Source organism: Pseudomonas sp. fls2-241-R2A-110 (genome assembly GCF_030209165.1).
Taxonomy (GTDB): Bacteria; Pseudomonadota; Gammaproteobacteria; order Pseudomonadales; family Pseudomonadaceae; genus Aquipseudomonas.
Genome location: NZ_JARVSN010000039.1, coordinates 104,162 through 126,775, shown reverse-complemented (window position 1 = coordinate 126,775; position 22,614 = coordinate 104,162). Strand labels below are relative to the sequence as shown.

The 22,614-nt window shown below is 60.8% G+C and carries 18 protein-coding genes; 8 read left to right on the top strand and 10 right to left on the bottom strand.

The window, feature by feature from the left end:
• Window positions 1-17: 17 nt before the first annotated feature.
• Window positions 18-3,203 carry a transporter substrate-binding domain-containing protein gene (locus QRN31_RS28825; RefSeq protein WP_285436189.1) on the top strand — a complete coding sequence of 1,062 codons (3,186 nt, stop codon included), beginning with the start codon at window positions 18-20 and terminating at the stop codon, window positions 3,201-3,203.
• 3 nt (window positions 3,204-3,206) lie between these two features.
• Here the strand turns inward: QRN31_RS28825 and dkgB are convergent, their stop codons facing one another.
• Complete coding sequence (dkgB, locus tag QRN31_RS28820) at window positions 3,207-4,010, bottom strand: 2,5-didehydrogluconate reductase DkgB (protein ID WP_285436122.1); 804 nt, start codon at window positions 4,008-4,010, stop codon at window positions 3,207-3,209.
• Between the two features lie 253 nt (window positions 4,011-4,263).
• Between dkgB and QRN31_RS28815 the strand changes: the two genes are divergently transcribed.
• The 3 genes from QRN31_RS28815 (at window position 4,264) to QRN31_RS28805 (ending at window position 7,389) form a co-directional block, all read left to right on the top strand.
• Window positions 4,264-5,130 (top strand): pirin family protein, encoded by an 867-nt coding sequence (locus tag QRN31_RS28815; protein WP_285436120.1) that lies wholly within the window; start codon window positions 4,264-4,266, stop codon window positions 5,128-5,130.
• A gap of 243 nt (window positions 5,131-5,373) precedes the next feature.
• Window positions 5,374-6,816 (top strand): mechanosensitive ion channel domain-containing protein, encoded by a 1,443-nt coding sequence (locus QRN31_RS28810; protein WP_285436119.1) that lies wholly within the window; start codon window positions 5,374-5,376, stop codon window positions 6,814-6,816.
• A gap of 132 nt (window positions 6,817-6,948) precedes the next feature.
• A complete protein-coding gene (locus QRN31_RS28805; RefSeq protein ID WP_090186164.1) occupies window positions 6,949-7,389 on the top strand; it encodes a carboxymuconolactone decarboxylase family protein in 441 nt (146 codons plus the stop codon).
• Here QRN31_RS28805 and QRN31_RS28800 read toward each other — a convergent pair whose 3' ends face one another.
• The 3 genes from QRN31_RS28800 to QRN31_RS28790 all read right to left on the bottom strand — a co-directional run bounded on the left by QRN31_RS28800 (window position 7,390) and on the right by QRN31_RS28790 (window position 10,962).
• The gene (locus tag QRN31_RS28800; RefSeq protein WP_285436117.1) at window positions 7,390-8,982 is read right to left on the bottom strand and encodes a DHA2 family efflux MFS transporter permease subunit; all 1,593 of its coding nucleotides are present in this window, start codon (window positions 8,980-8,982) and stop codon (window positions 7,390-7,392) included.
• On the bottom strand, window positions 8,979-10,100 hold the full coding sequence (locus QRN31_RS28795; RefSeq protein ID WP_285436116.1) for an HlyD family secretion protein: 1,122 nt from the start codon (window positions 10,098-10,100) through the stop codon (window positions 8,979-8,981). The genes QRN31_RS28800 and QRN31_RS28795 overlap by 4 nt, the downstream gene beginning before the upstream one ends.
• A gap of 97 nt (window positions 10,101-10,197) precedes the next feature.
• The gene (locus QRN31_RS28790; RefSeq protein ID WP_285436188.1) at window positions 10,198-10,962 is read right to left on the bottom strand and encodes an AraC family transcriptional regulator; all 765 of its coding nucleotides are present in this window, start codon (window positions 10,960-10,962) and stop codon (window positions 10,198-10,200) included.
• A 100-nt stretch (window positions 10,963-11,062) separates the two neighbouring features.
• Here QRN31_RS28790 and QRN31_RS28785 point away from each other — a divergent pair, with 100 nt between their 5' ends.
• Window positions 11,063-12,196, top strand: coding sequence for an MFS transporter (locus QRN31_RS28785; RefSeq protein ID WP_285436187.1), 1,134 nt, complete (start codon window positions 11,063-11,065; stop codon window positions 12,194-12,196).
• 54 nt (window positions 12,197-12,250) lie between these two features.
• On the opposite strand, the gene QRN31_RS28780 is transcribed toward QRN31_RS28785, so the two are convergent.
• Window positions 12,251-13,432, bottom strand: coding sequence for an acetyl-CoA C-acyltransferase family protein (locus QRN31_RS28780; RefSeq protein ID WP_285436114.1), 1,182 nt, complete (start codon window positions 13,430-13,432; stop codon window positions 12,251-12,253).
• Window positions 13,429-14,211, bottom strand: a complete 783-nt coding sequence (locus QRN31_RS28775) for an enoyl-CoA hydratase (protein WP_285436112.1) — start codon at window positions 14,209-14,211, stop codon at window positions 13,429-13,431. The genes QRN31_RS28780 and QRN31_RS28775 overlap by 4 nt, the downstream gene beginning before the upstream one ends.
• 229 nt (window positions 14,212-14,440) lie before the next feature.
• Here QRN31_RS28775 and QRN31_RS28770 point away from each other — a divergent pair, with 229 nt between their 5' ends.
• From QRN31_RS28770 to QRN31_RS28760, 3 genes are read left to right on the top strand one after another with little or no spacing between them, the layout of a single operon-like run.
• Window positions 14,441-15,544, top strand: a complete 1,104-nt coding sequence (locus QRN31_RS28770) for a polyamine ABC transporter substrate-binding protein (protein WP_285436110.1) — start codon at window positions 14,441-14,443, stop codon at window positions 15,542-15,544.
• Between the two features lie 30 nt (window positions 15,545-15,574).
• Window positions 15,575-16,993: an aminotransferase gene (locus tag QRN31_RS28765; RefSeq protein ID WP_285436108.1), complete on the top strand. Its 1,419-nt coding sequence runs from the start codon at window positions 15,575-15,577 to the stop codon at window positions 16,991-16,993.
• Between the two features lie 53 nt (window positions 16,994-17,046).
• A complete protein-coding gene (locus QRN31_RS28760) occupies window positions 17,047-17,883 on the top strand; it encodes a helix-turn-helix transcriptional regulator (protein ID WP_285436107.1) in 837 nt (278 codons plus the stop codon).
• Between the two features lie 113 nt (window positions 17,884-17,996).
• Here the strand turns inward: QRN31_RS28760 and paaZ are convergent, their stop codons facing one another.
• The 4 genes from paaZ to paaC form a co-directional block, all read right to left on the bottom strand.
• Window positions 17,997-20,048 carry a phenylacetic acid degradation bifunctional protein PaaZ gene (gene paaZ / locus QRN31_RS28755; RefSeq protein WP_285436105.1) on the bottom strand — a complete coding sequence of 684 codons (2,052 nt, stop codon included), beginning with the start codon at window positions 20,046-20,048 and terminating at the stop codon, window positions 17,997-17,999.
• Between the two features lie 167 nt (window positions 20,049-20,215).
• Complete coding sequence (gene paaE, locus QRN31_RS28750) at window positions 20,216-21,292, bottom strand: 1,2-phenylacetyl-CoA epoxidase subunit PaaE (protein WP_285436103.1); 1,077 nt, start codon at window positions 21,290-21,292, stop codon at window positions 20,216-20,218.
• Between the two features lie 33 nt (window positions 21,293-21,325).
• Window positions 21,326-21,859 carry a 1,2-phenylacetyl-CoA epoxidase subunit PaaD gene (gene paaD, locus QRN31_RS28745; protein WP_285436101.1) on the bottom strand — a complete coding sequence of 178 codons (534 nt, stop codon included), beginning with the start codon at window positions 21,857-21,859 and terminating at the stop codon, window positions 21,326-21,328.
• Window positions 21,846-22,607, bottom strand: coding sequence for a 1,2-phenylacetyl-CoA epoxidase subunit PaaC (gene paaC, locus QRN31_RS28740; RefSeq protein ID WP_285436099.1), 762 nt, complete (start codon window positions 22,605-22,607; stop codon window positions 21,846-21,848). Before paaC ends, paaD begins: the two co-directional genes overlap by 14 nt.
• Window positions 22,608-22,614 lie beyond the last annotated feature (7 nt).

Below are 22,614 nucleotides of genomic sequence, written 5' to 3'. Positions count from 1 at the left end.
TCCTGCTGCTGTTTCTGATGTTTTGCCTCGTGCCCCCAGCGTCGGCCACCATCGCCGAGGAGCCCAAGCAATTGCACTTGCTGGGGCGTTCGAGCGCAGAGGGCTACCAGGTCAAGCTGGATGAAAATGACCGGCAATGGCTGCGTGACAAGCGAGTCTTGCGCCTCGGGGTAACCGGGCCGGACTACCCGCCGTTCGAGGTGACACGCAATCACGATGAGCTCGAAGGCATCACCGCTGATTACGCCGTGCTGGTAGCACAATTGCTGAACGTGCAAATCGAGGTGCTGCGCTATGTCACGCGTGAAGCGGCCATGGAGGCGCTCAAAGACGGCGAGCTGGATCTGCTCGGTACCTCGAACAACTTCGAAGCGGCCGACCCCGACCTGATCCTGTCCAGCGCCTACGCAGAAGATCAGCCGATGCTGGTCACCCGGCTCGACGAGCACCTGCCCGAGGACCTGGCGGGTAAACGCATTGCCATGGCCGATGACTATCTGCAGGCGCAAACCGTTGAATCGTTCTACCCCGAGGCGGGCCTGCACCGGTATTCGTCGGCGCTCGATGCGCTCGGGGCGGTGGCGTATGGGCAGGATGACGTCTATCTCGGCGACCTTATCAGCGCCAATTACCTGATCAACAACAACTACCTCAATTACATACACCTGGTGGCACCGTCCGGCCTTGACGCCAATCCGTTCGGCTTCGCACTGGCGCGGGACAACCTGGCGCTCAAGGGCATCATCGACAAGGCACTGGCGGCGATCCCGATGGATCAGCGCTCGCTCATCGAACAACGCTGGAGTGCCGGCCAGGCGAAGGTCTTGGGTCAGCAACGAGTGAGTCTGAGTGAGAGTGAGCAGCGTTGGCTGGATCGGCACCCGACCGTGAACGTGGGCGTGGCCGAAAACTTTGCGCCGTTGACGTTCTACGATACCGAGGGGCGATTCAGCGGATTGACCGCGCAATTGCTGACACTGATCAGCCAGCGCAGCGGTTTGAATTTCAACGTGCTGCGCGGCCAATCCCTGGACCAGCAGGTCCGGCGACTCAGGACCGGCGAGATCGACGTCTTGCCCGCCATCATCCCCACGACCGAAGGCGTCGCCGAACTGCACTTCACCCGGTCTTATTTAACCAATCCGTACACGCTGGTGAGTGCTGTCACACCGGGTAGCCCCAGAACGCCTGACGATCTGAGCGGCAAGCGCCTGGCGATTTATCACAGTCATCCGATGCGTGCCTTCATTCAGGCCCGTGTGCCCGGCGTGCGGATGGTGGATGTGCAAAGCCCGGCCGAGGGCCTGGATCTGGTCAATAAAGGCCAGGCCGACGCCGCGCTCAGTTCGTTGTTCATCACCCGTTACCTGATTTCCCGGTATTACCAGGGACGTTTACGTATCGGCAGTACCGTGGGCGACGAACCGGCGCGCATCAGCCTGGCCACCGGCCCGGATGCACGGGAGTTGCAGTCGATTCTGAACAAGGCATTGCTGAGCATTTCTCCCGAGGAAATGGACACGCTGGTGGCCCGCTGGAGCAATGATGTGGTGGTCGAGGACAGTTATTGGCTGCGTCATCGCCAACGTATTTTGCAGGCGTTTGCTGCGGCAGGGGCTGCGTTGCTGCTGGCGCTGGGATGGATCGCCTGGCAGCGTCGGCAGATCCGTCAGCGACAACAGTGGTTGCAGCAATTGCAGGAAGCCAAGGACGCGGCAGACGATGCCAATCGGGCGAAAACCACTTTCCTGGCGACCATGAGCCATGAAATCCGCACGCCGATGAATGCCCTGCTCGGCATGCTTGAAATGGCCGATAAGCACGCGCAAGAGGGCGTAGTCGACCGTTTTTCCATTGATGTCGCGTCGACCGCAGCACAGCAGCTGCTGGCGTTGATCGGCGATATCCTCGACATCGCACGCATCGAATCCGGGCATTTGTCCCTGACGCCCGAGCGGGTCAATCTTCACGCATTGGTGACGTCGTTGTGCCGGGTGTTCGAAGGGCTGGCCAGGGAGAAAAATCTGCTATGGCGGGTCGATCTGGACCCTGCCAGTGACCGTGATGTGCTGATCGATCCAACGCGCTTCAAACAGGTGCTGTCCAACCTGTTGAGCAACGCGATCAAGTTTACCCGTGAAGGCGAGGTGAGTCTGACGCTGCGGGTGGTGCCTGGTTTGTCCGGCCATCTGACGGTCGACATGCGCATTAGAGACAGCGGCATTGGCATCAGCAACGCTGATCAACAGCGCTTGTTCAGTCCCTTCGTTCAGGTTGGCAGCCATCAACCGTCGGGTTGCAAAGGTTCGGGGCTGGGGCTGGTCATCAGTCGCACGCTGTGCGAAATGATGGGCGGGCGACTGACGCTGCGTAGCGTCGTGGGTCGGGGGTCGGAGGTCGAGATCAGTTTGTCGCCGGTCGACTTGAAACCGTTGCCGGCCGGCGAATCGGAGGATCGCGCAACACTAAAATACACACGTCTGCTGACGATGCTGGTGGTGGACGATTACCCGGCCAATCGGCAATTGCTTTCCAGCCAGCTCGTTTATCTCGGGCATCGCGTGATGGAGGCCAAGGACGGGGAACAGGCACTCGGGCTGTGGCTAACCCACGCCTTTGATGTGGTCATCACAGACTGCAATATGCCGTATTTGAGCGGTTATGAATTGACCGGCGCGATCCGTGATGAAGAACGTGCTCAAGGCGTGCCGCGCACACTGATTCTGGGCTTCACCGCCAATGCGCAACCTGAAGAAAAAGTCCGTTGCCTTGAAGCGGGGATGGACGACTGCCTGTTCAAGCCGATCCGGCTGGCGGACTTGGACAGGTGGCTGGCTGAGCGGTTTGTCGAGACCACGAGCGCATGCCCCCCAGCGTCGCAGATCGACTTGAGCGGGCTGGAACCCTACGTCGGTGGTGATCGCACGCAGATTGATCGATTGTTACGCAAACTGGCGGAGTCCAACCGCGAGGACCGCGAGAACCTGCTACAGGCGCAAGCAAACGATAATCTACCGGCGTTGAAAGACCTCGCGCACCGTATCAAAGGTGGTGCGCGCATCGTCGGCGCCCGGCATCTGATCGAAAGTTGCGAGCAACTGGAGCATGCCTGCGCCTTGGCCAGCGCAGCGCTGATCGACGAAGCCGTCGATCAATTGCAGCACGCCATGCAACGTCTCGATCAGAGCCTTGAGCAGGGCTGACGCTTAATCCCAGTGCGGCGCGATGCCTTTGGGGCTGGTCAATCGCTGGCCGCGATCAAGACCTGCGATCAACGCCATGTCGGCCTCGCTCAACGTCAGGCTGCAGGCTTGCAGATTGCTTTGCAGGTTGGCGCGCTGGGTCGAAGACGGAATCACCGCATAACCCAGTTGCATGGCCCAGGCCAGCGTGACTTGGGCCGGGGTGGCCTGAAGACGCTCGGCAATCTGCTGAATGACCGGGTCTTTGAGCACTTCGCCATAGGCCAGGGTCATGTACGAGGTGATCTGAATGCCCTGGCTCTGCGCAAATTCGACGACCTTGCGGTTTTGCAGGTACGGGTGCAATTCGATCTGGTTGGTGGCGATGTTGTCGGCACCGACAGCGGCGATGGCCTGTTTCATCAGGTCAACGGTGAAGTTGGACACGCCAATCTGACGGGTCAGACCCAGTCGTTTGGCTTCGAGCAAGGCGCCCATGAATTCTTCGACCGGCACTTGATCTTCCGGGGACGGCCAGTGGATCAGCGTCAGGTCCAGGTAGTCGGTTTGCAGTTTGCGCAGGCTTTCCTTGAGGCTGTCGATCAGTCGATCCTTGGCAAAGTTGGCGACCCAGATCTTGCTGGTGATAAACAACTCTTCCCGAGGGATGCCACTGGCGGTGATGGCCTCGCCGACTTCAGCTTCGTTCTCGTAGATTTGCGCGGTGTCGATGACCCGGTAGCCCAGCGCCAGGCCGGTGCTCACCGAATCGATGACCACCTGGCCTTGCAAGCGAAAGGTACCAAGACCGAATGCGGGAATAGACATCAATGACTCCAGGGGTTGCAGTGGGAATGGGCAGGAGTATCCCCGGCTGCCGCCCCGGGAAAAACCGCTGAATGGGCAAAGCACTGTTGACCGCAAGTCATGAATCGCTGGGTGTCTCGGGTGATAGGAGGTGTCTGGTCTAGCGCCATCGTTCTCCAGATAGAACGCTTAAGCCGATTTTTGCTGTCTAGTGCGTTAAAGGGTTCGGTTTTAAGCTGTGTCCATTGCGTCAAACAACGAATTTGGAGGCAGGATGAAAAACATCATCGGTATCTACACCAGCCCACGGACCCATTGGGTCGGCGACGGCTTCCCGGTTCGCACGCTGTTTTCCTACGACAACCTGGGCCAACACATCAGCCCGTTCTTGCTGCTCGATCATGCAGCTCCCGCTGAATTCACCCCGACCACCGAGCGCCGTGGCGTCGGCCAGCACCCGCACCGAGGTTTTGAAACCGTGACCATCGTCTACAAAGGCGAGCTGGAACACCGCGATTCAACCGGCAGCGGCGGCAAGATTGGTCCGGGCGATGTGCAATGGATGACCGCCGCGTCGGGGATTATTCACGAGGAATTCCACTCCCAAGAATTCGCCAGGCGCGGCGGAACGCTGGAAATGGTCCAGCTGTGGGTCAACTTGCCGGCCAAGGACAAGATGGCCGATGCCGGTTACCAGACGATTCTCGATGGCGACATTCCGAGCCTTCCTCTCAAGGACAACGCCGGCAGCCTGCGCTTGATCGCTGGCGAGTTCGACGGTCATACCGGCCCGGCGCGCACCTTTACCCCGGTCGATCTCTGGGACCTGCGCCTCAACGGCGGCAAGTTGTTGACCCTCGATCTGCATGAAGGTCGTAACACGGCACTTGTAGTGTTGCGTGGCACGGTTCAGGTCAACGGCCAGGAGCTGGCGCGCGAAGGGCAACTGGCGTTGTTCGAACGTGACGGCCATCAGCTGAGTCTGGAAGCCAACGACGATGCTGTGGTGTTGCTGCTCAGCGGCGAGCCGATTGACGAACCCATCGTTGGTCACGGCCCGTTTGTGATGAACAGCGAGCAGGAAATCCACCAGGCGTTTGCCGACTTTCAGTCGGGGCGGTTCGGTCGGATGAGCGGTTGATTTGGTCCAGGAGTACCGCAATCTGATGACCCGCTACAAGACCCTGACCAATAGCCAATAACTGCCGACGACAGGTATCCCCTGTGGGAGCGAGCCTGCTCGCGATAGCGGTCTGACAGTCACTTAATCGGTGGCTGTCCTGCCGCCATCGCGAGCAGGCTCGCTCCCACAGTTTTTTGTGGTGTTATCAGATCCGCAATTGCTCCTACACTGTGCCCATCCGTACATGGCTGGAGTTGTTCGATGCTGTCATTGCTTACCGACCACCCGTTGATTTGCGCCCTGGTCCTGATCGTGATCGATCTGGGGTTGTGGCGCTTGATCACAGCCAGTGGCAGTAATTGGAAGCTGGTCGTACGGCTGGTGATTTTCTCGTTGTTCAGTCTCCTGCTGTTCAACGAAGGCTTGAACCCGCTGGAGCCGGCACCGTGGGCCGACAACGTGCCGCTGCACCTGGCAGCCACCGGTTTGCAGATCGGTTGGTGGCTGTTCGGCGCGCGCACGCTGACGGTGCTGATCGGCGCCTTGATGATGCAACGGGTCGGGCACACCGGACGCTTGCTGCAAGACTTGCTCGGTGCGGTGATCTTCCTGATTGCCGTCATTGCCGCCCTGGCCTACGTGCTCGAACTGCCGGTCAAGGGCGTGCTCGCCACCTCCGGCGCCTTGGCGATCGTCGTCGGCCTGGCGTTGCAAAGCACCCTCAGCGACGTGTTCTCCGGGATCGTCCTCAACACCACCAAACCCTATCAACTCGATGACTGGATCTCCATCGACGGCACCGAGGGCCGGGTCATCGATATCGACTGGCGCGCCACGCGCCTGCAAACCTCACAGGGCAGCATGGCGGTGATTCCCAACTCGTTGGCGGCCAAGGCCAAGATCATCAATTTCAGCCGGCCCAGCGATATCTTCGGCGTCTCGATCAGCCTGCAACTGAGCCCGCATGCGCGCCCGCATACGGTGATCGACGCGCTGGAGCGTGCGATGCAAGGGTGCCGTTATCTGCTGAACAAACCGGCACCCTGTGTCGCATTGAAAAGCTCGAGTGCCAGCGGCGTGGAATATGAAATCAGCGGCTTCGTGGTCTCCATGGATCAGAAACGCATGGTCCGCAATCTGTTGTTCGATCTGGCCTACCGACACTTGCAGGCGTCCGGTGTCAGCCTGTTGTCGACCGTCGAAACCAACGTGCCTTCCGACCTTTCGCGGCCACGTGCGTTGCTGGACAGCTCGAGCATTTTCTCGACCCTGCGCCTGGAAGAGAAAGAAACGTTCAGTCAGAACATGACACGGCAAACCTTCCGCGCCGGTGAAATGATCCTGCCGGCGGGGGAGGTCAGCGATCACCTGTTCATCATCGAATCCGGCGTGGTCTCGGTGCAGCTGAGCCGTAACGGGGTCAAGTTCGAATCCGGGCGGATGGGGCCGGGCGAGGTGATCGGCGAGGGCGGGATTTTGTCGGACACGGCGATGCCAGCAGATTTCAGCGCCAAGACAGCTTGCAGCCTGTACCGGATCGAGAAGGATTACCTCAAGCCGTGCCTGGACGCGCGGCATGACATCAACGAAGCAATGAAGGCGTTGCTGGAATTCCGTTTGAACAAGGCGCAAAGCTTGACGCAGGAAACGCCTGCGGTGGTGCAGAAGAAGGGGTTTTTGCAGTGGTTACGCAATAGGGCCTAGGGTTCGGTGGTGAATGGCCCTCGCGCGGTTCGCTCCGACAATGGCCTCCTCGTCTTCTGGAATATTGGCTATTTGTGAGTGGCGCCTGCGGGATTAACGTAGCTCCACCCCCACTTGTCATTGGAGTCCACCATGAAACCTCGTATCGATTTCTACACCGCTTCCCCAGACGCGCTCAAAGCAATGATCGCACTGGAAACCGCGGTATCGAAACTGCCGCTGGAAAAGACCCTGATCGAACTGGTCAAGCTGCGTACCTCGCAAATCAACGGCTGCGCGTTCTGCCTCGATATGCACAGCGCCGATGCCCGCAAGGGCGGTGAAGAAGAACGCCGTCTGTACACACTGTCGGCCTGGCGTGAAACGCCTTTTTTCACCCCGCGTGAACGTGCGGCCCTGGCCTGGACTGAGTCCCTGACCCTGCTGAGCCAGACCCATGCGCCGGATGAGGACTATGAACTGGCCGTATCGGAGTTCAGCCCAAAGGAAATGGTCGACCTGACCGTGGCCATCACCACCATCAACGCCTGGAACCGTCTGGCCGTTGGTTTCCGCAAAATGCCTCAAGCCTGATCAATGAGCGTCTGCTGACGGCGCGGCCGGTGGTTGCACCTTGCGCATCAAGGGCACCATCGCCGTGGCGATGATGAAGCAGACCATGATCATCAAAAACGCATCGCCATAGGTTTGCGTCTGTGCTTCGCGGTAGGTCAGCAACCATAGCTGATGCAGGCTGGCGGTGACGGCGGTATCACCGCTCTGGCCCAGGTTGGCGAAGTTGTTGCCGACCTGGGACAGCCACTGATTCAGCGCTTCGTTGGTGCTGTTCAGGTGCTCCGCCAACCGAGTGAAGTGCAGGTTGGTGCGGTCGTTGAGGATGGTCGCGCAGGCTGCAATGCCAATCGCTCCCCCCAGGTTGCGCATTAGGTTGAACAACCCCGAAGCATGTTTGAGCCGCGACGGCGCCAGCCCACCCAGGGTCAGCGTCACAGCGGGTGGCACCGCCAGTTGCTGGGCAATCCCGCGAAAGGCTTGCGGCAGCATCAATTCTCTGGCCCCCCAGTCATGGGTGATCGGGCTGAAATCCCACATCGACAACGCGAACAGGCCAAGGCCGGTCATCATGATCCAGCGCAGATCGATGCGGTTGGCCAGAAAGGCGTACAACGGAATCGCCATGATCTGGAACACCCCGGTGGAGAAAACCGCCAGGCCAATGTCCAGCGCGCTGTAGCCACGCACCCGGCCGAGAAACAATGGGGTGAGGTAAATGGTGGCGAACAGGCCAATCCCGGTGACGAACGAGAAGAAACAGCCGAGCGCGAAGTTGCGGTCCTTCAGGGCGCGCAAATCGACGATTGGATTGGCCACCTGCAAGGTCCGGCCAATGAACGCCAGTCCCGCGATGCCGCTGATCCATGCAGTGGTCAGAATCGTGCTGTCGCTGAACCAGTTCCAGCGCGGGCCTTCTTCGAGGGTGTATTCCAGGCAACCGAGAAACAGCGCCATGAACAGCATGCTCAGGTAGTCAGCGCCCTTGAGCAGCGAGAGTTCCGGCTGGTCGATTTTCACCAGCATCGGCACCGCCACCGCGACAAAAATTCCCGGCACCAAATTGATGTAGAACAGCCAGTGCCAGGACGAAATGTCGGTGATCCAGCCACCGATCACCGGCCCCAGGGTCGGAGCCAATGAGGCCACCGCGCCGATGGTCGCGGCGGCAATCACCCGTTGTTTGCCGGTGAAGAAAAAGAACGCGGTGGTGAACACCAGCGGGATCATCGAGCCACCGAGAAAGCCTTGCAGGGCGCGGAAGGCGATCATGCTCTGGATGTTCCAGGCCGCGCCGCAAAGCAGGCTGGCCAAGGTGAAACCCACTGCCGAAGCGCAGAACAGCCAGCGTGTGGAGAACACTCGCGACAGCCAGCCCGACAATGGAATCACGATGATTTCAGCGATCAGGTAGCTGGTCTGCACCCACGCCGTTTCGTCGGTGCCGGCCGAGAGACCACCGCCGATGTCGCGCAACGAGGCGGAGACGATCTGGATGTCCAGCAGCGCAATGAACATGCCGATGCACATCGTGGCGAAGGCAAAGACCTTGGTCGCTGTCGCCATGCTGGCGGCATTGAACGGTTGCGCGGGGGCGGCGAGGGCGCGGCTCATGGTGCGCTGGCCACGGCAGAAGTTTTCGGCTCTTCGCGGGTGTCCACCTCGGCGGTCACCGACAGCCCCGGACGCAGGTGGCCCAGCACGCCATCCGCTGGATCGAGGATGATTCTGACCGGCACTCGCTGCACGATTTTAGTGAAGTTGCCCGTGGCATTTTCAGGCGGTAGCACGCTGAATTGAGAGCCACTGGCCGGCGCGAGGCTGTCCAGATGACCGTGGAATTGCTGCCCTGAAAGCACGTCGGCATGAATGATTACCCGTTGGCCCGGGGTCATGCGCGCCAGTTGATCTTCCTTGAAGTTGGCATCGACCCACAGGCCGCTGGACGGCACCACCGACAGCAACTGTGAACCGGCCTGCGCATACGCGCCGACCCGCGCCCGGCGATTGCCGATCACGCCGTCCACTGGGGCCTTGAGTTCGGTGTATCCGACGTTCAACTGCGCCAGATCACGTTCGGCCCGGGCCTGCACCAGCGCGGCGCGCGCTTGCTGTTTCTGGGTTTCAATCACATTGAGCTGACGCTGCGCGGCCAACAGCTCCGCCTGAGCCCGGGCACTGAGCGCCTGCGCGGTTTTGAAGGTGGCGCTGGCGCGTTGAGCGCTTTCCACCGAAACCGCATTGCTGCCGACCAGTTTTTTGTAGCGCGCATCGTCATCCCGGGAACGGGCGGTTTCGGCTCCGGCGGCATCTATACCGGCGCGAGCCTGACCGATCACGGCCTGTTGCAGTTGTTCAGTGGCGTCGAGGTTGGCCAGCAGCGCTTCTTCGGCAGCCACCGCGCCTTCGGCCTTGGCCAGATTGGCGCGGTAGTCGCGCGAATCGAGGCGGATCAGCACATCGCCGGCCTTGACCTTCTGGTTGTCAGTGACCAGCACTTCCTCGATATACCCGGCGACTTTCGTCCCGATCACCGTCACGTCGCCACCGATATAGGCATCGTCGGTCTCCTCGATAAAACGCCCGGCAGTCCACCAGTGAGTCGCATACAGCCCGGCAAACACCAAAGCAGCGAGGGCGGCAGTCAACAGGATCAGGCGCTTGAGCAGGGGAGGCTTGGCTGGGCTCACCGGGACAGCAAGGTCGGATTCGAGGCTGGGCATGCTGGTCATGGGGGATTACCTGTGGAGATCGGGTGTTTATTACGTATGTAATATGACGCAGGTAATATTTTGTGGCAATTGGTTTTTGCTGCCGGTCGTCAGGTGCTTATTTGAGCCAGTGGCCAGGCGTGAGGCCGGTGAGGTCCTTGAAGAACGCGATAAACGCGCTGTCACTGGCAAATCCTGCTTCGAATGCGCAGTAGCTGATGCTGCGTCCGGTGGCGAGCAATTCCATGGCCCGCAACAGCCGCCACTGTTGGCGCCATTGCTGATAACTCATGCCGGTTTCGCGCTGGAAGATTCGCCCGATGGTGCGTCCGCTGGCACCGATTTGCTTTTCCAGCAGCTGAAGTTCTGGCGGCAGTTGCCCGGGGCTGGCCAGCAGCGGCGCCAAGCGCTTGTCCCAAGGCAGGGGCAAGAGCATCGGTTGCTGGGGCGCCTCGCGAATCTCGCTCAGGCAAAGCCCTAACAGATGGACCCATTTTCCCTGCTGCCAATCCGTGTCGAAATCGGCGAGTGCTATCGGCTCCAACACCGCCCGCAGCAACGGGCTGACTTCAATCACGCAGATTTGCTGCGGCAACCCGGCGCACAACAACGGTGTCAGGTAAATGGAGCGGTAGTCGACGCTTTGCTGCATCACGGCGCGGTGTTCGATTCCCGGGGGAATCCAAGCGGCGCGGGAGGGCGGCAACAGGCAAAGCTGCTGCGCAAGGGTGATGCGTGTGCAGCCTTGGCGGGTGAACAGCAACTGTCCGCGTGCATGCCGATGCCGTCCGGAATCGTGATCGCCCAGGGTGGCCGCAATGCCGATAACCGGTGCCGGAGAGTGGTCGGGATTGAATTGCGCGTGGGCATCGAGCCAGGCCATGGATTGTCCGATTTCCGCGATTAATTGGCAGGACTTGGATAGTACGTCAGTCACGACTCCTTAAGCTGCTCGACAGTTTTTCTTGATGAGTGAAGTCGTGATGAATTCCAAAAGCCTGTTGATATTGGCAATCGCCTTGCTGATGTTCCCGCAGATCGCCCAAACCCTTTACAGCCCGGCACTGGCGGATATCGGCGAAGTCTTTGCCGTGGGTGCGCCACAAGCTGCGCAAACCCTGTCGGTGTATTTCCTGGCCTTTGCGTTCGGCGTGGTGGTTTGGGGCCGGTTGTGTGACCGGATCGGGCGTCGACCCTCGATGCTCGCAGGTCTTGCGCTGTACGCAGGGGCCTCAGTGCTGGCGTTAACTGCTTGCAGTTTCGATGCCTTGCTGATGGCCCAGGCATTGGCTGCGTTTGGTGCAGCGGTAGGTTCGGTGGTGACGCAAACCCTGTTGCGCGACCGCTTCGAGGGCGCAGAACTGGCGCAAGTGTTTTCAATAATGGGCATCGCGCTGGCGGCCAGCCCGGCAATCGGCTTGTTCGCCGGGGCGAGCCTGGTGCACGCGTTCGGCTATCGAGGCGTGTTGGGATGCCTGTTGCTGATGTCCTCGGCGCTGTGGCTGTGGTGCCTGCGGACCTTGCCGGAAACCCGCCCACAAAAGGTGAAGACACCGCCCCTGTACGAGACGCTGTGGCGCATGCTGCAAGACCTCGATATCTGGCGCTCGACGCTGCTGGTGGCGGTGTTCAATATCGCGCTGTTCAGCTACTACAGTCTCGGCCCGTTCATGTTCCAGCGACTGGACTTGAGTGCGCAAGGGTTCGGCTACAGCGGCGTGATCCTGGCCCTGGGTTCAGGACTCGGCGCCTGGCTCAACAAGCGATTGCTGCGTCGCGGCTTGAGCGGCTCACAGCTTGTTCAGCTGGCAGGAGCGGTGATGTTGTCGGGCGCCAGTGGTGTGTGGCTACTGGAAGAAAGCGCTTTGTTCGTGTTGCCGATGATGCTGGTGGTGTTGGCGTTCGGCATGGCGATCCCGAACATTCTGGGCTCGGCACTGGCCAACTATGGTGACCGATTGGGAACGGCCGGTGCGTTGTTGGGTTTGCTGTATTACCTGTTGATCGGGGGTGGGCTGATGTTTGTCGCCTGGGGGCAGGCGTTAGGCGAAACCTTGATGCTCTGCGGCGCGTCTGCTCTGTTGTTGGCGGGAACAGCACGCCTGCGGCAAACCTAGAAAATCATCAAGCGAGGGCGATGCCCGGCGTTGCGCCGGACATCGCGATGACGCTTAAACCCGTTCGAAAATCGCCGCGATCCCCTGGCCACCGCCGATGCACATGGTCACCAGCGCATAACGGCCGTTGATGCGATGCAGTTCGTGGATGGCTTTGGTGGCGATGATAGCGCCTGTCGCGCCGACCGGGTGGCCCAGGGCAATGCCCGAACCGTTCGGGTTGACCTTGGCCGGGTCCAGATCCAGTTCCTGGCTGACCGCACAGGCCTGGGCGGCGAAGGCGATGTTGGCTTCGATCACGTCCAGATCAGCCACCGTCAGGCCAGCGCGTTTGAGCGCCAGGCGCGTGGCGGGAATCGGGCCGAGGCCCATCAATTCCGGCTCGACACCGGCGTGGGCATAGCTGACCAAACGAGCCAGTGGACGCAGGTTATTGACCTGAACCGCCGTGCCGGTGGCCATGACCAGCGCAGCGGCGCCGTCGTTCAGGCCTGAGGCGTTACCCGCCGTGACCGAACCGTCTTTCTTGAACGCCGGCTTCATTTGCGCCAGCTGTTCCAGGGAGGTGGCACGCGGATGCTCGTCGACGTTGAACAGGGTGGTTTCCTTGCGACCGCGGATTTCGACCGCCGCGATTTGCTCGCTGAAATAGCCATTGGCAATCGCGAACGCGGCACGTTTTTGATCTTCCAGGGCCAGGGCGTCCTGCATCTCGCGGGTGATGCCGTTGCGCTCGGCGACGTTCTCGGCGGTGATGCCCATGTGGATGGCCTGGAACGGGTCATGCAGGATGCCCAGCATGTAATCGATGGCCTGGACGTTGCCCATGCGCGCGCCCCAACGGGCCGACGGCATCAGGTACGGGCCGCGACTCATGGATTCGGCACCGGCGCCGATGGCGATTTCGGCATCGCCCAGCAACAAGGTCTGGGCTGCGCTGATGATCGCTTGCAGGCCGGAACCGCAGAGGCGGTTGACGTTGTAAGCGGGGGTCTCCTTGGGCAGGCCGGCGTTCATCGCCGCCACTCGGGAGATGTAGGCATCGCGGGTTTCGGTCGGGATCACGTTGCCCATCACCAGATGGCCAACCTGCGCCGGGTCGACGCCGGAGCGTTGCAAGGCGGCCTTGACGGCCGTGGTCGCCAGATCGGCCAGGGGCACATCCTTGAGTGCGCCACCAAAGGAGCCGATGGCGGTGCGTGCGGCGCTGACAACAAATACTTCCGGGGTGTTCATGACGGCTGTCCTGTGAGTGATTTCTTATCTGTACTTCGATTAAGTATGGCGTTCAATGCTGCCTGCGCTTCAGGGCTCTTGAGCCGCTTGATGAACAGCAGGTTTTCTTGGCGAATGGTCGCTTGCAGTTCCGGCATCGACGTCTGTTTGAGCAATTGCCGGGTCTGGCGCAGGGATTCCCGGGGCAGCGCCAGCAGGCGCCGGGCCATGTGTTCCGCGGCCTCCAGGCACTGTTGCCCATCGTCGAACAGTTCATTGGCCAAGCCACAGGCAACGGCGCCGGCACCGTCGAGGCTGTCGCCCCACAACAGCAAGCGCGCCGCCCGGGCGTGGCCGAGCAGGCGTGGCAGCAGCAGGCTGGCGCCGAACTCCGGGCACAGACCCAGGTTGACGAATGGCATGCGCAGCTTGGCGTTTCGCGTGACCAGCACTTGATCGCAATGCAGCAGCAACGTGGTGCCAATCCCGATGGCCGCTCCGCAAACGGCGGCGATCAACGGTTTTTGCAGGTGGATGACCACGCGCATCAGGCGAAACGCCGGGCTGTCCAGATCAGTCGGTGGATGCTGGAGAAAATCTGCCAGATCGTTGCCGCTGGTAAAGCACGAAGCGCCACCAGTGAGGATGATCACACCGGTCTGGTCGTCTTCGTCAGCGGCCAGCAACAGGTCGGCCAGCTGCGTATACATGCTGTTGGTCAGTGCATTGAGTTTGTCGGGGCGGTCAAAGGTGAGCGTCAGTACGCCTTCGTGTCGTTCTTGTTTGATCAGGTCGTTCATGTGCTTGCCCTGGATAAACGGTGCGAAGGGCACTCTAAGCGCGCGACCCGTGCCGGATCTATGACAAAACGAGTCAACGAAACTGCTGCTTTTTGCCATGTCTGGCCATCACCGGCGGCGCGAACCGCTGCACACACCCATTCGGGGTATGGTGCCGTTTGCCGAACCGCTCGATAGTTGATTCATCCGCTCATCCAGAACGGAACTCGCTTGATAAGGTGAATTTGCTATGCGCAAGGCCTTCTTGGTGATGTTTGGTGCGTTACTTGTGCCGCTGTCGGTGGGCGTCCACGCCGCCGAAGTGGACGACGGCAATACGCTGCGGCTTTACAACTGGGCTGACTACATCGGCGAAAAAACCATTGCCGACTTTCAGAAAGCCACGGGCATCAAGGTGATTTACGACACGTTCGATGCCTATGAAACGGTACAGGCGAAGTTGCTCACCGGTCATTCCGGCTATGACCTGGTGGTGTTGAATGCCTCCCTGGCGCCACCGCTGATCAAAGCCAAAGTGTTCCAGCCACTCGATAAAAAGTTGCTGCCCGGCTGGACAAACCTCGACCCGAAAGTCTTGCAGGACTTGCAGGGTTTTGATGCCGGCACGCTGTATTCCGCGCCTTATACCTGGGGCAGCAACGGCATCACCTACAACGTCGACAAGATCAAGGAACGCATGCCGGACGCGCCGATTGGCTCTTTGGCGATGATCTTCGATCCGAAAATCGTCTCGCGTTTTGCCGATTGCGGCGTGACCCTGGTCGATGCGCCCACCGAAGTCATTCCTCTGGCCCTGAAATACCTGGGACGCGACCCGAGAAGTGCCGCCCCGGATGACCTCAAGGCCGCCCAGGACTTGCTGCTGTCAGTGCGGCCCTTCATTCGCAAGTTCGATTCGGTCAACTACTTGACCAGCCTGCCCAACGGCGATGTGTGCATGGCGATGACCTGGTCCGGCGATTACGCGACGGCCATGGCCCGCGCCGAAGAAGCCAAGTTGAAGATCAAGCTGGCCTATTTCATTCCCAAGGAAGGTTCGCTGATCTGGTTCGACAACATGTACATCCCCGCCGATGCGCCGCACGTGAGCAACGCACACAAGTTCCTCGATTACTTGATGCAGCCACAAGTCATGGCGGACGTGACGGACTTCATTCACTACGCCAACAGCAACGCGGCCGCTACGCCGTTAGTGCAGACCGATGTGCGCAACAACCCGGCGATCTACCCCGATGAAGAAACCCGCCAGCGGCTGTTTCCGCAAAAGACTCAGGACGCGAAAGAGATGCGCGCCATGACCCGGGTCTGGAGCACGGTGAAGAGCGGAATTTGATCGTTTACCCCTTTGGTTTGAGGTTTGTGTATGGCTACTCCTACTCAGAAAGTGCTGTCGAGCGTCGATAACGCGCAGTTGGTCAAAGCCGATAAAGCCCACTATATGCACGGCTATCACATGTTCGACGAACACGCCGAGCAAGGTTCGCTGAACATAGTGGCCGGTGACGGCGCCTATATTTTCGATGCGCAGGGCAACCGTTTTCTCGACGCCGTTGGTGGCATGTGGTGCACGAATATCGGTCTGGGTCGCGAGGAAATGGCGTTGGCCATTGCCGACCAGGTGCGTCAACTGGCGTACTCCAATCCGTTTTCCGACATGTCCAACAACGTCGCTATCCAGTTGTGCGAAAAACTCGCCAGCCTGGCCCCGGGCGATCTCGATCATGTGTTCCTGACCACCGGTGGCTCCACCGCCGTGGACACTGCGTACCGGCTGATTCAGTACTATCAGAACTGCCGGGGCAAACCCGAAAAGAAGCACGTGATTGCCCGTTTCAACGCGTATCACGGCTCCACCACGCTGACGATGTCGATCGGCAACAAGGCCGCCGACCGGGTGCCGGAATTCGATTACGCCAACGACAAGATTCACCACGTTTCCAACCCCAATCCTTACCGGGCACCGGACGGCATGGATGAGGCGCAGTTTCTCGAGTTTCTGATCAAGGAGTTCGAAGACAAGATCCTGTCCATCGGCGCGGACAAGGTCGCGGGCTTTTTTGCCGAGCCGATCATGGGCTCCGGTGGCGTGATCATCCCGCCCAAGGGCTATCTGAAACGCATGTGGGAAGTCTGCCAGCGCTACGACATTCTGTTCGTCGCCGATGAGGTGGTCACCTCGTTCGGGCGCCTGGGCAAGTTCTTCTCTTCCCTGGAGGTGTTCGATGTGCAGCCGGACATCATCACCACGGCCAAAGGCCTGACGTCGGCCTATCTGCCGTTGGGCGCCTGCATCTTTTCCGAGCGGATCTGGAAGGTGATCGCCGAGCCCGGCACGGGCCGCTGCTTTACCCACGGTTTCACCTACAGCGGTCATCCGGTGTGCTGCACGGCGGCGCTGAAGAACATCGAGATCATCGAACGTGAAAACCTGTTGGCACACGTCGACGTGGTCGGCGCGTACCTGGAACAGCGCCTGGCGACGCTACGCGACTTGCCGTTGGTGGGTGATGTGCGCTGCCAGAAGCTCATGGCCTGCGTCGAATTTGTCGCCGATAAACGCACCAAGGCGTTGTTTGCCGACGAGATCAACATCGGCGAGATGATTCATTCTCGGGCGCAGGCTCGCGGGCTGCTGGTGCGGCCGATCATGCACCTCAATGTGATGTCGCCGCCGCTGATCCTGTCATGCACGCAAGTCGATGAAATCGTCGAGATCCTGCGGGTGTGCATTCTTGAAGTGGCGGCCGAGCTTGAGCAGAACGGCCAGTATTTCGGCCAATGAGTGCGCCAACGCTGCGGTTACCACGGGCCGGTTCACCCGCTAGACTGCGGGGCATGAGCAAACCAAACGACGACACGTTGATCGCCTTGCCCTTCGGTGCCTTGCATAAGTGGCATGGCGACATGCGCCAGGCGTTCGCCCACATCGATGAGCCCGATGCGCTGCGCCACCTGGCGTCGGCCTTCGGGCACCTGGTGTCCATCGAGTCGGTGATGATCAGCCTGGAACACAGGGACCGGCCGCCACAGTTGCTTTATCAGCGCGGCATACCGGAAAAATACCGGGAGTCGATCATCGACCGCTACTTTTCCGGCGGCTACTTGCTCGACCCGTTTTGCCTGGCCGTCGAGCAGGGGCTGGCGGAAGGGTTTTATCACCTGGAGGAAATCGCCCCGGACAACTTCTTCGACAGTGAGTATTACAAGACTTACTACTTGAAGGCGGGGAGTTCTGAAGACAGTTTTTATATTGTCGATACCGGCCATGACACCAAGGTGTCGGTGAGCCTGTTTCAAGGATTTGGCGGGGAAAGTCTGCGGGCTGAACAGTTGAATCTGTTACGGGCGGTCGAGCCGCTGGTGCGCGAATTCATCAGCGAGTTTGGGCGTCGGGGCTTGCAGCACAGTGCCGTCAGTGAAGGTGGGCGCGACGATCTCAAGCATCGCGTGCAGTCTGCATTCGAACACTTTGGCTGCGACTTGCTGACCGAGCGCGAGCGGGAAGTGGCGCATATGGTGCTGCGTGGGCACTCGGTGAAGTCCACGGCCAGCCAGATGAGCATCTCACCGGAGACGGTGCGCATGCACCGCAAGAATCTTTATTTGAAGCTGGAAATCGGTTCGCAGTCGGAATTGTTTGCGCTGTTTATCGAGTGGCTGCGCAAGCACTGATGATCGTTCCCACGCTCTGCGTGGGAACGCCTCCATGGACGCTCTGCGTCCACTGTGACGCGGAGCGTCACGGGCTGCATTCCCACGCAGAGCGTGGGAACGATCAGTGAGGGTCAATCCTCGCGCTTAACGACCAACGTCAGAATGTCGTAACTGGCCACCAACTCGCCCAATTGGTTGGTCACTTCCACATCCCACGCCACCACGCCTTGTGGTATTCCCTGCGGGCTCTTCTTCCCTTGATCGATCTTGCGTTTGCACGTCAGGCGCGCCTGGATCGTGTCGCCGATCCCGACCGGGGTAATGAAGCGCAGCGTGTCCAGGCCATAGTTGGCCAACACCGGCCCCGGCGCGGGCGAGACAAACAGACCGGCCGCCGCCGACAACACGAAGTAACCGTGGGCGATGCGTTTGCCGAATTGCGATTCCTTGGCGGCGATGTCGTCGAAGTGCATGTAGAAGTGATCGCCAGACAGGCATCCAAAGTTCACCAGGTCGGCCTCGGTCACGGTGCGACGATGAGTCAGCAACGATTCGCCAATCTGCAGATCCTGGAAGAAACGGCGGAACGGATGCACGTCGGTTTCGATGACCTTGGCGCCGCGCACGTATTCCCCGGTGACGGCTGCCAGCATGCTCGGCGAGCCTTGCACCGCGGCACGTTGCAGGTAGTGTTTCACTGCGCGCAGTCCGCCGAGTTCTTCACCGCCGCCGGCACGTCCCGGGCCGCCGTGTTTGAGTTGCGGCAGGGGCGAACCGTGGCCGGTGGATTCGCCAGCGGACTCACGGTCCAGCACCAGCAAACGACCGTGCCAGGCGGCGGCAACCGGGATTGCCTTGGCGGCAATTTGCGCATCCTTGGTGATCAGGCTCGCCACCAGGCTGCCTTTGCCGCGAGCGGCCAAGGCCAGCGCTTCATCCAGATCGTCGTAGGCCATCAGTGTGCTGACCGGGCCGAACGCCTCGATATCGTGAGCGCCACCTTCGGCGTGCGGGTCACGGGCTTGCAGCAAGGTCGGTGCAAAGAACGCACCCTGGCTGACGTTCTCGCCGCGCGGTTCGAAACCGTCGCGGGCACCGAACAGCAGGTCGCTGCTCTGCAGCAGGCTTTCCAGACGCTCAGCGACGTCTTTTTGTTGATCGTGGGAGGCCAGCGCCCCCATGCGCACACCTTCGACCGACGGGTCGCCGACCACGACTTTCTTCAGTCGGTCACGCAAACGGGTCGCGACGGCGTCGATGTGTTTGGCCGGAACAATGGCGCGGCGAATGGCGGTGCATTTCTGCCCGGCCTTGGTGGTCATTTCCCGAGCGACTTCCTTGATGAACAGCTCGAATTCTTCATCGTCCGGGGTCACGTCCGGGGCGAGGATCGCGCAGTTCAGCGAGTCGGCTTCGGCGTTGAATGGCACCGAGTTGCGGATCAGGTTCGGGTTGACCCGCAGCTTGGCGGCGGTGTCGGCCGAGCCGGTAAAGGTCACCACGTCCTGGCCTTGCAAACGGTCGAGCAGGTCGCCGGTGCCGCCGATGATCAATTGCAGGCTGCCGGCTGGTAGCAAGCCGGATTCATCCATCAGCCGTACCACGGCTTCGGTCAGGTAGCTGGTGGCGCTGGCCGGTTTGACGATGCACGGCATGCCGGCGAGAAAGCTCGGTGCGAATTTTTCCAGCATGCCCCAGATCGGGAAGTTGAAGGCGTTGATGTGCACCGCCAGGCCGCCACGCGGCACCAGGATATGCGTGCCGGCGAAGGTGCCCAGTTTGCTCAGCTGCATCGCCGGGCCTTCGTGGACGATGTTGCCCGACGGCAATTCCCGCGAGCCGAGGCTGGCGTAGGTGAACAGCGTGCTGTTGCCGCCTTCGATGTCGATCCAGCTGTCAGCGCGGGTCGCGCCGCTGTGGTGCGAAATGGCGTAGAGCTGCTCCTTGCGCTCGCTCAGGTACAAGGCCAGGGCCTTGAGGCGCTGGGCCCGTTGCTGGAAGTCCAGCGCCATGAGGCCGCTGATGCCTTGGCGACGGCCATGTTCGACGGCTTCGGCGAAGTCCGGGCGCTCCTCGTGGGTGCGCGCGATTTCATGGCCGTCGATGGCGCTGCGCAGGACTTGGGCGCCGTGTTGGCCGATCCAGCGACCGGCGATGAAACTTTGCAGGGTAGGGGTAGACATGTCGAACTCCGGAGTCAGACTAAATAGAGGAATGCTGCGCAGGCCTTTGTGGGAGTGAGCCTGCTCGCGATGACTGTCTGTCAGGCGACTCAATGTTGAATCTGACGCCCTCATCGCGAGCAGGCTCGCTCCCACAGGTTTGGTGTGGCAGCAGTGAAAAAGATGTTTCAGAGCTGATCGAAATCCAGCACAACCTTGTCGCTCACCGGAAACGCCTGGCACGACAGCACATAGCCGGCGGCCACTTCGTAGTCTTCCAGGGCGTGGTTGCTGTCCATGTCGACTTCGCCTTCGATGACTTTGCATTTGCAGGTCGAGCACACGCCGGCCTTGCACGAGTAAGGCAGTTCGGCGCCCTGGGCGTTGCCGGCGTCGAGGATGCTTATGCTGTTGCGCGGCAGGTCGAAGGCCAGGGCGCGGCCGTCGCTGATGACGGTGATCTGGCTGACGGCGGCGTCCACTTGCCGGGCTGCCTCGCGGGCCTGGCGTTTTTGCGTGCTGCCGGCAGCGGCAAACAGTTCGAAGTGGATGCGCTCGGCCGGCATGCCTTTGGCCTTGAGGCTGTCGCGCACGGTTTCGGTCATCTCTTGCGGGCCGCAGATGAACGCGGCGTCGAGGGCCTTGACGTCGAGCCAGCGGGAGAACAGTTGCTCGCATTTCTCGGCGTTGATGCGGCCGTTGTACAGGTCGACATCCTGCTGTTCGCGACTGAACACAAAGATCAGGTTCAAGCGCTGCAAATAGCGGTTTTTCAGGTCTTCGAGCTGTTCGCGAAACAGCGCGCCGGAGCTCGAACGGTTGCCGTACAGCAGGGTGACGCGGCTGTGCGGCTCGGTTTGCAGGGTGGTCTTGATGATCGACAGGATCGGCGTGATGCCGCTGCCGGCCGCAACCGCCAGGTAGTTGCCATGACGAGCCGGGTCCAACTCCACGTGAAAGTGCCCGGCCGGTGGCATGACGTCCAGGCTGTGCCCAGCCTTTAGCTGCTCATTGGCGAACGCCGAGAAACGCCCGCCGGCCACACGTTTGATGGCAACGCGCAGTTCACCGTCGTTTACACCCGTGCAGATCGAGTAAGAGCGACGGACTTCTTCGCCGTCCATCTGGGTGCGCATCACCAGGTGCTGGCCCTGGGTGAAGTGAAAACTGTCTTGCAGGTGCTGCGGAATTTCGAAGGCGATGGACACCGCATCACGGGTCTCGGCGCGCACATCCTTGATGGTCAGGCTGTGAAATTTACTCATTATTGTTCTCCAGCTGGGACGGCCGATTGCCGCTCAGATGCACTTGAAATAGTCGAACGGTTCGCGGCACTCGATGCAGCGGTACAACGCCTTGCAGGCGGTTGAACCGAACTCGCTGAGCACTTCGGTGTGCGCACTGCCGCATTGCGGGCACACAACCCGTGGGCTTTCGCCGAGCAGGCTGCGCTTGCTGGTACTGCCCTCGGGCGGCGCGATGCCGTAGGCACGCAGGCGTTCGCGGCCACTCTCGGTGATCCAGTCGGTGGTCCAGGCCGGGGTCAACTTGCGCTCCAGCTGCGGCGCGTTGAAACCGGCCGATTCCAGCGCAGCGCGGATATCGCTCTCGATCACTTCCGTGGCGGGGCAGCCGGAGTAGGTCGGCGTCACCACCACGTGCAAGTGCCCGGCCTGCCAGTCGAGATCGCGCACGATGCCCAGATCAACCACGCTGACCACCGGCACTTCCGGGTCCATGACCTGTGCCAGGGTCGCCCACGCAGCGGCCAGGTCGGTCGGTTGAGCCGGCCGGGCGCCGAGGTCGCTGGCGATCAGCTCACCAGGTCGCATCGGGGTACGCTCGGGGCAGGAATTGCATCTCGGCCAACAGAATGCCCAGGTGTTCGGTGTGCAGGCCTTTGCGTGCATTGAGGTAGAAATAGCTCGGCGCGGCGGGCACGGGCAGGGTGGCGCTGGCGAAGATTTCGTTGACCTTGGCTTGCCACGCGGCGGCGACTTGCGCGGCGTCCGGGGTGACGCCGGCCTCGCACAGGCGTTGTTCGCTGTCATCGGCACTGGTCAATTCGACGGTAAAACGCCAGACCTCGGGGATCGCCGCGAGCATGCGCTGGTGGCTTTCCTCCGTGCCGTCACCCAGACGCTCGACCCACTCGCCGGAGCGGCGCAGGTGATAGGTGACTTCCTTCACCGCTTTGGCGGCGATCCCGGCGATGCGTTCGTCGCTGGACTGGCTCAGGCCGCTGAGCACCTGCAAGTGCCAGGCGTCATAGAGAAATTGCTTGAGGATGGTGACCGCGTAATCGCCGTTGGGTTGTTCCACCAGCAGCAGATTGCGATAGGCGCGCTCATCACGGCGGAACGCCAGGTGATCGGCGTCACGACCGTCGTTCAGCAGTTCGGCGGCGTATTCCAGCCAGTTGCGCGCCTGGCCGACGAGGTCGAGGCCGACGTTCATCAACGCCAGTTCTTCTTCCAGCGCCGGGGCCTTGCCGCACCATTGGCACAGGCGCTGGCCCTGGATCAGGGCGCTGTCGCCGAGGCGCAGCAGGTATTCGATCAGATCAGTCTGGTTGTTCATGGTCGAC

Coding starts and splice junctions, on each gene's coding strand:
- QRN31_RS28825 (WP_285436189.1), top strand. CDS start 18: ATGTTTTGCCTCGTGCCCCCAGCGTCGGCCACCATCGCCGAGGAGCCC.
- dkgB (WP_285436122.1), bottom strand. CDS start 4,010: ATGTCTATTCCCGCATTCGGTCTTGGTACCTTTCGCTTGCAAGGCCAG.
- QRN31_RS28815 (WP_285436120.1), top strand. CDS start 4,264: ATGAAAAACATCATCGGTATCTACACCAGCCCACGGACCCATTGGGTC.
- QRN31_RS28810 (WP_285436119.1), top strand. CDS start 5,374: ATGCTGTCATTGCTTACCGACCACCCGTTGATTTGCGCCCTGGTCCTG.
- QRN31_RS28805 (WP_090186164.1), top strand. CDS start 6,949: ATGAAACCTCGTATCGATTTCTACACCGCTTCCCCAGACGCGCTCAAA.
- QRN31_RS28800 (WP_285436117.1), bottom strand. CDS start 8,982: ATGAGCCGCGCCCTCGCCGCCCCCGCGCAACCGTTCAATGCCGCCAGC.
- QRN31_RS28795 (WP_285436116.1), bottom strand. CDS start 10,100: ATGACCAGCATGCCCAGCCTCGAATCCGACCTTGCTGTCCCGGTGAGC.
- QRN31_RS28790 (WP_285436188.1), bottom strand. CDS start 10,962: ATGGCCTGGCTCGATGCCCACGCGCAATTCAATCCCGACCACTCTCCG.
- QRN31_RS28785 (WP_285436187.1), top strand. CDS start 11,063: ATGAATTCCAAAAGCCTGTTGATATTGGCAATCGCCTTGCTGATGTTC.
- QRN31_RS28780 (WP_285436114.1), bottom strand. CDS start 13,432: ATGAACACCCCGGAAGTATTTGTTGTCAGCGCCGCACGCACCGCCATC.
- QRN31_RS28775 (WP_285436112.1), bottom strand. CDS start 14,211: ATGAACGACCTGATCAAACAAGAACGACACGAAGGCGTACTGACGCTC.
- QRN31_RS28770 (WP_285436110.1), top strand. CDS start 14,441: ATGCGCAAGGCCTTCTTGGTGATGTTTGGTGCGTTACTTGTGCCGCTG.
- QRN31_RS28765 (WP_285436108.1), top strand. CDS start 15,575: ATGGCTACTCCTACTCAGAAAGTGCTGTCGAGCGTCGATAACGCGCAG.
- QRN31_RS28760 (WP_285436107.1), top strand. CDS start 17,047: ATGAGCAAACCAAACGACGACACGTTGATCGCCTTGCCCTTCGGTGCC.
- paaZ (WP_285436105.1), bottom strand. CDS start 20,048: ATGTCTACCCCTACCCTGCAAAGTTTCATCGCCGGTCGCTGGATCGGC.
- paaE (WP_285436103.1), bottom strand. CDS start 21,292: ATGAGTAAATTTCACAGCCTGACCATCAAGGATGTGCGCGCCGAGACC.
- paaD (WP_285436101.1), bottom strand. CDS start 21,859: ATGCGACCTGGTGAGCTGATCGCCAGCGACCTCGGCGCCCGGCCGGCT.
- paaC (WP_285436099.1), bottom strand. CDS start 22,607: ATGAACAACCAGACTGATCTGATCGAATACCTGCTGCGCCTCGGCGAC.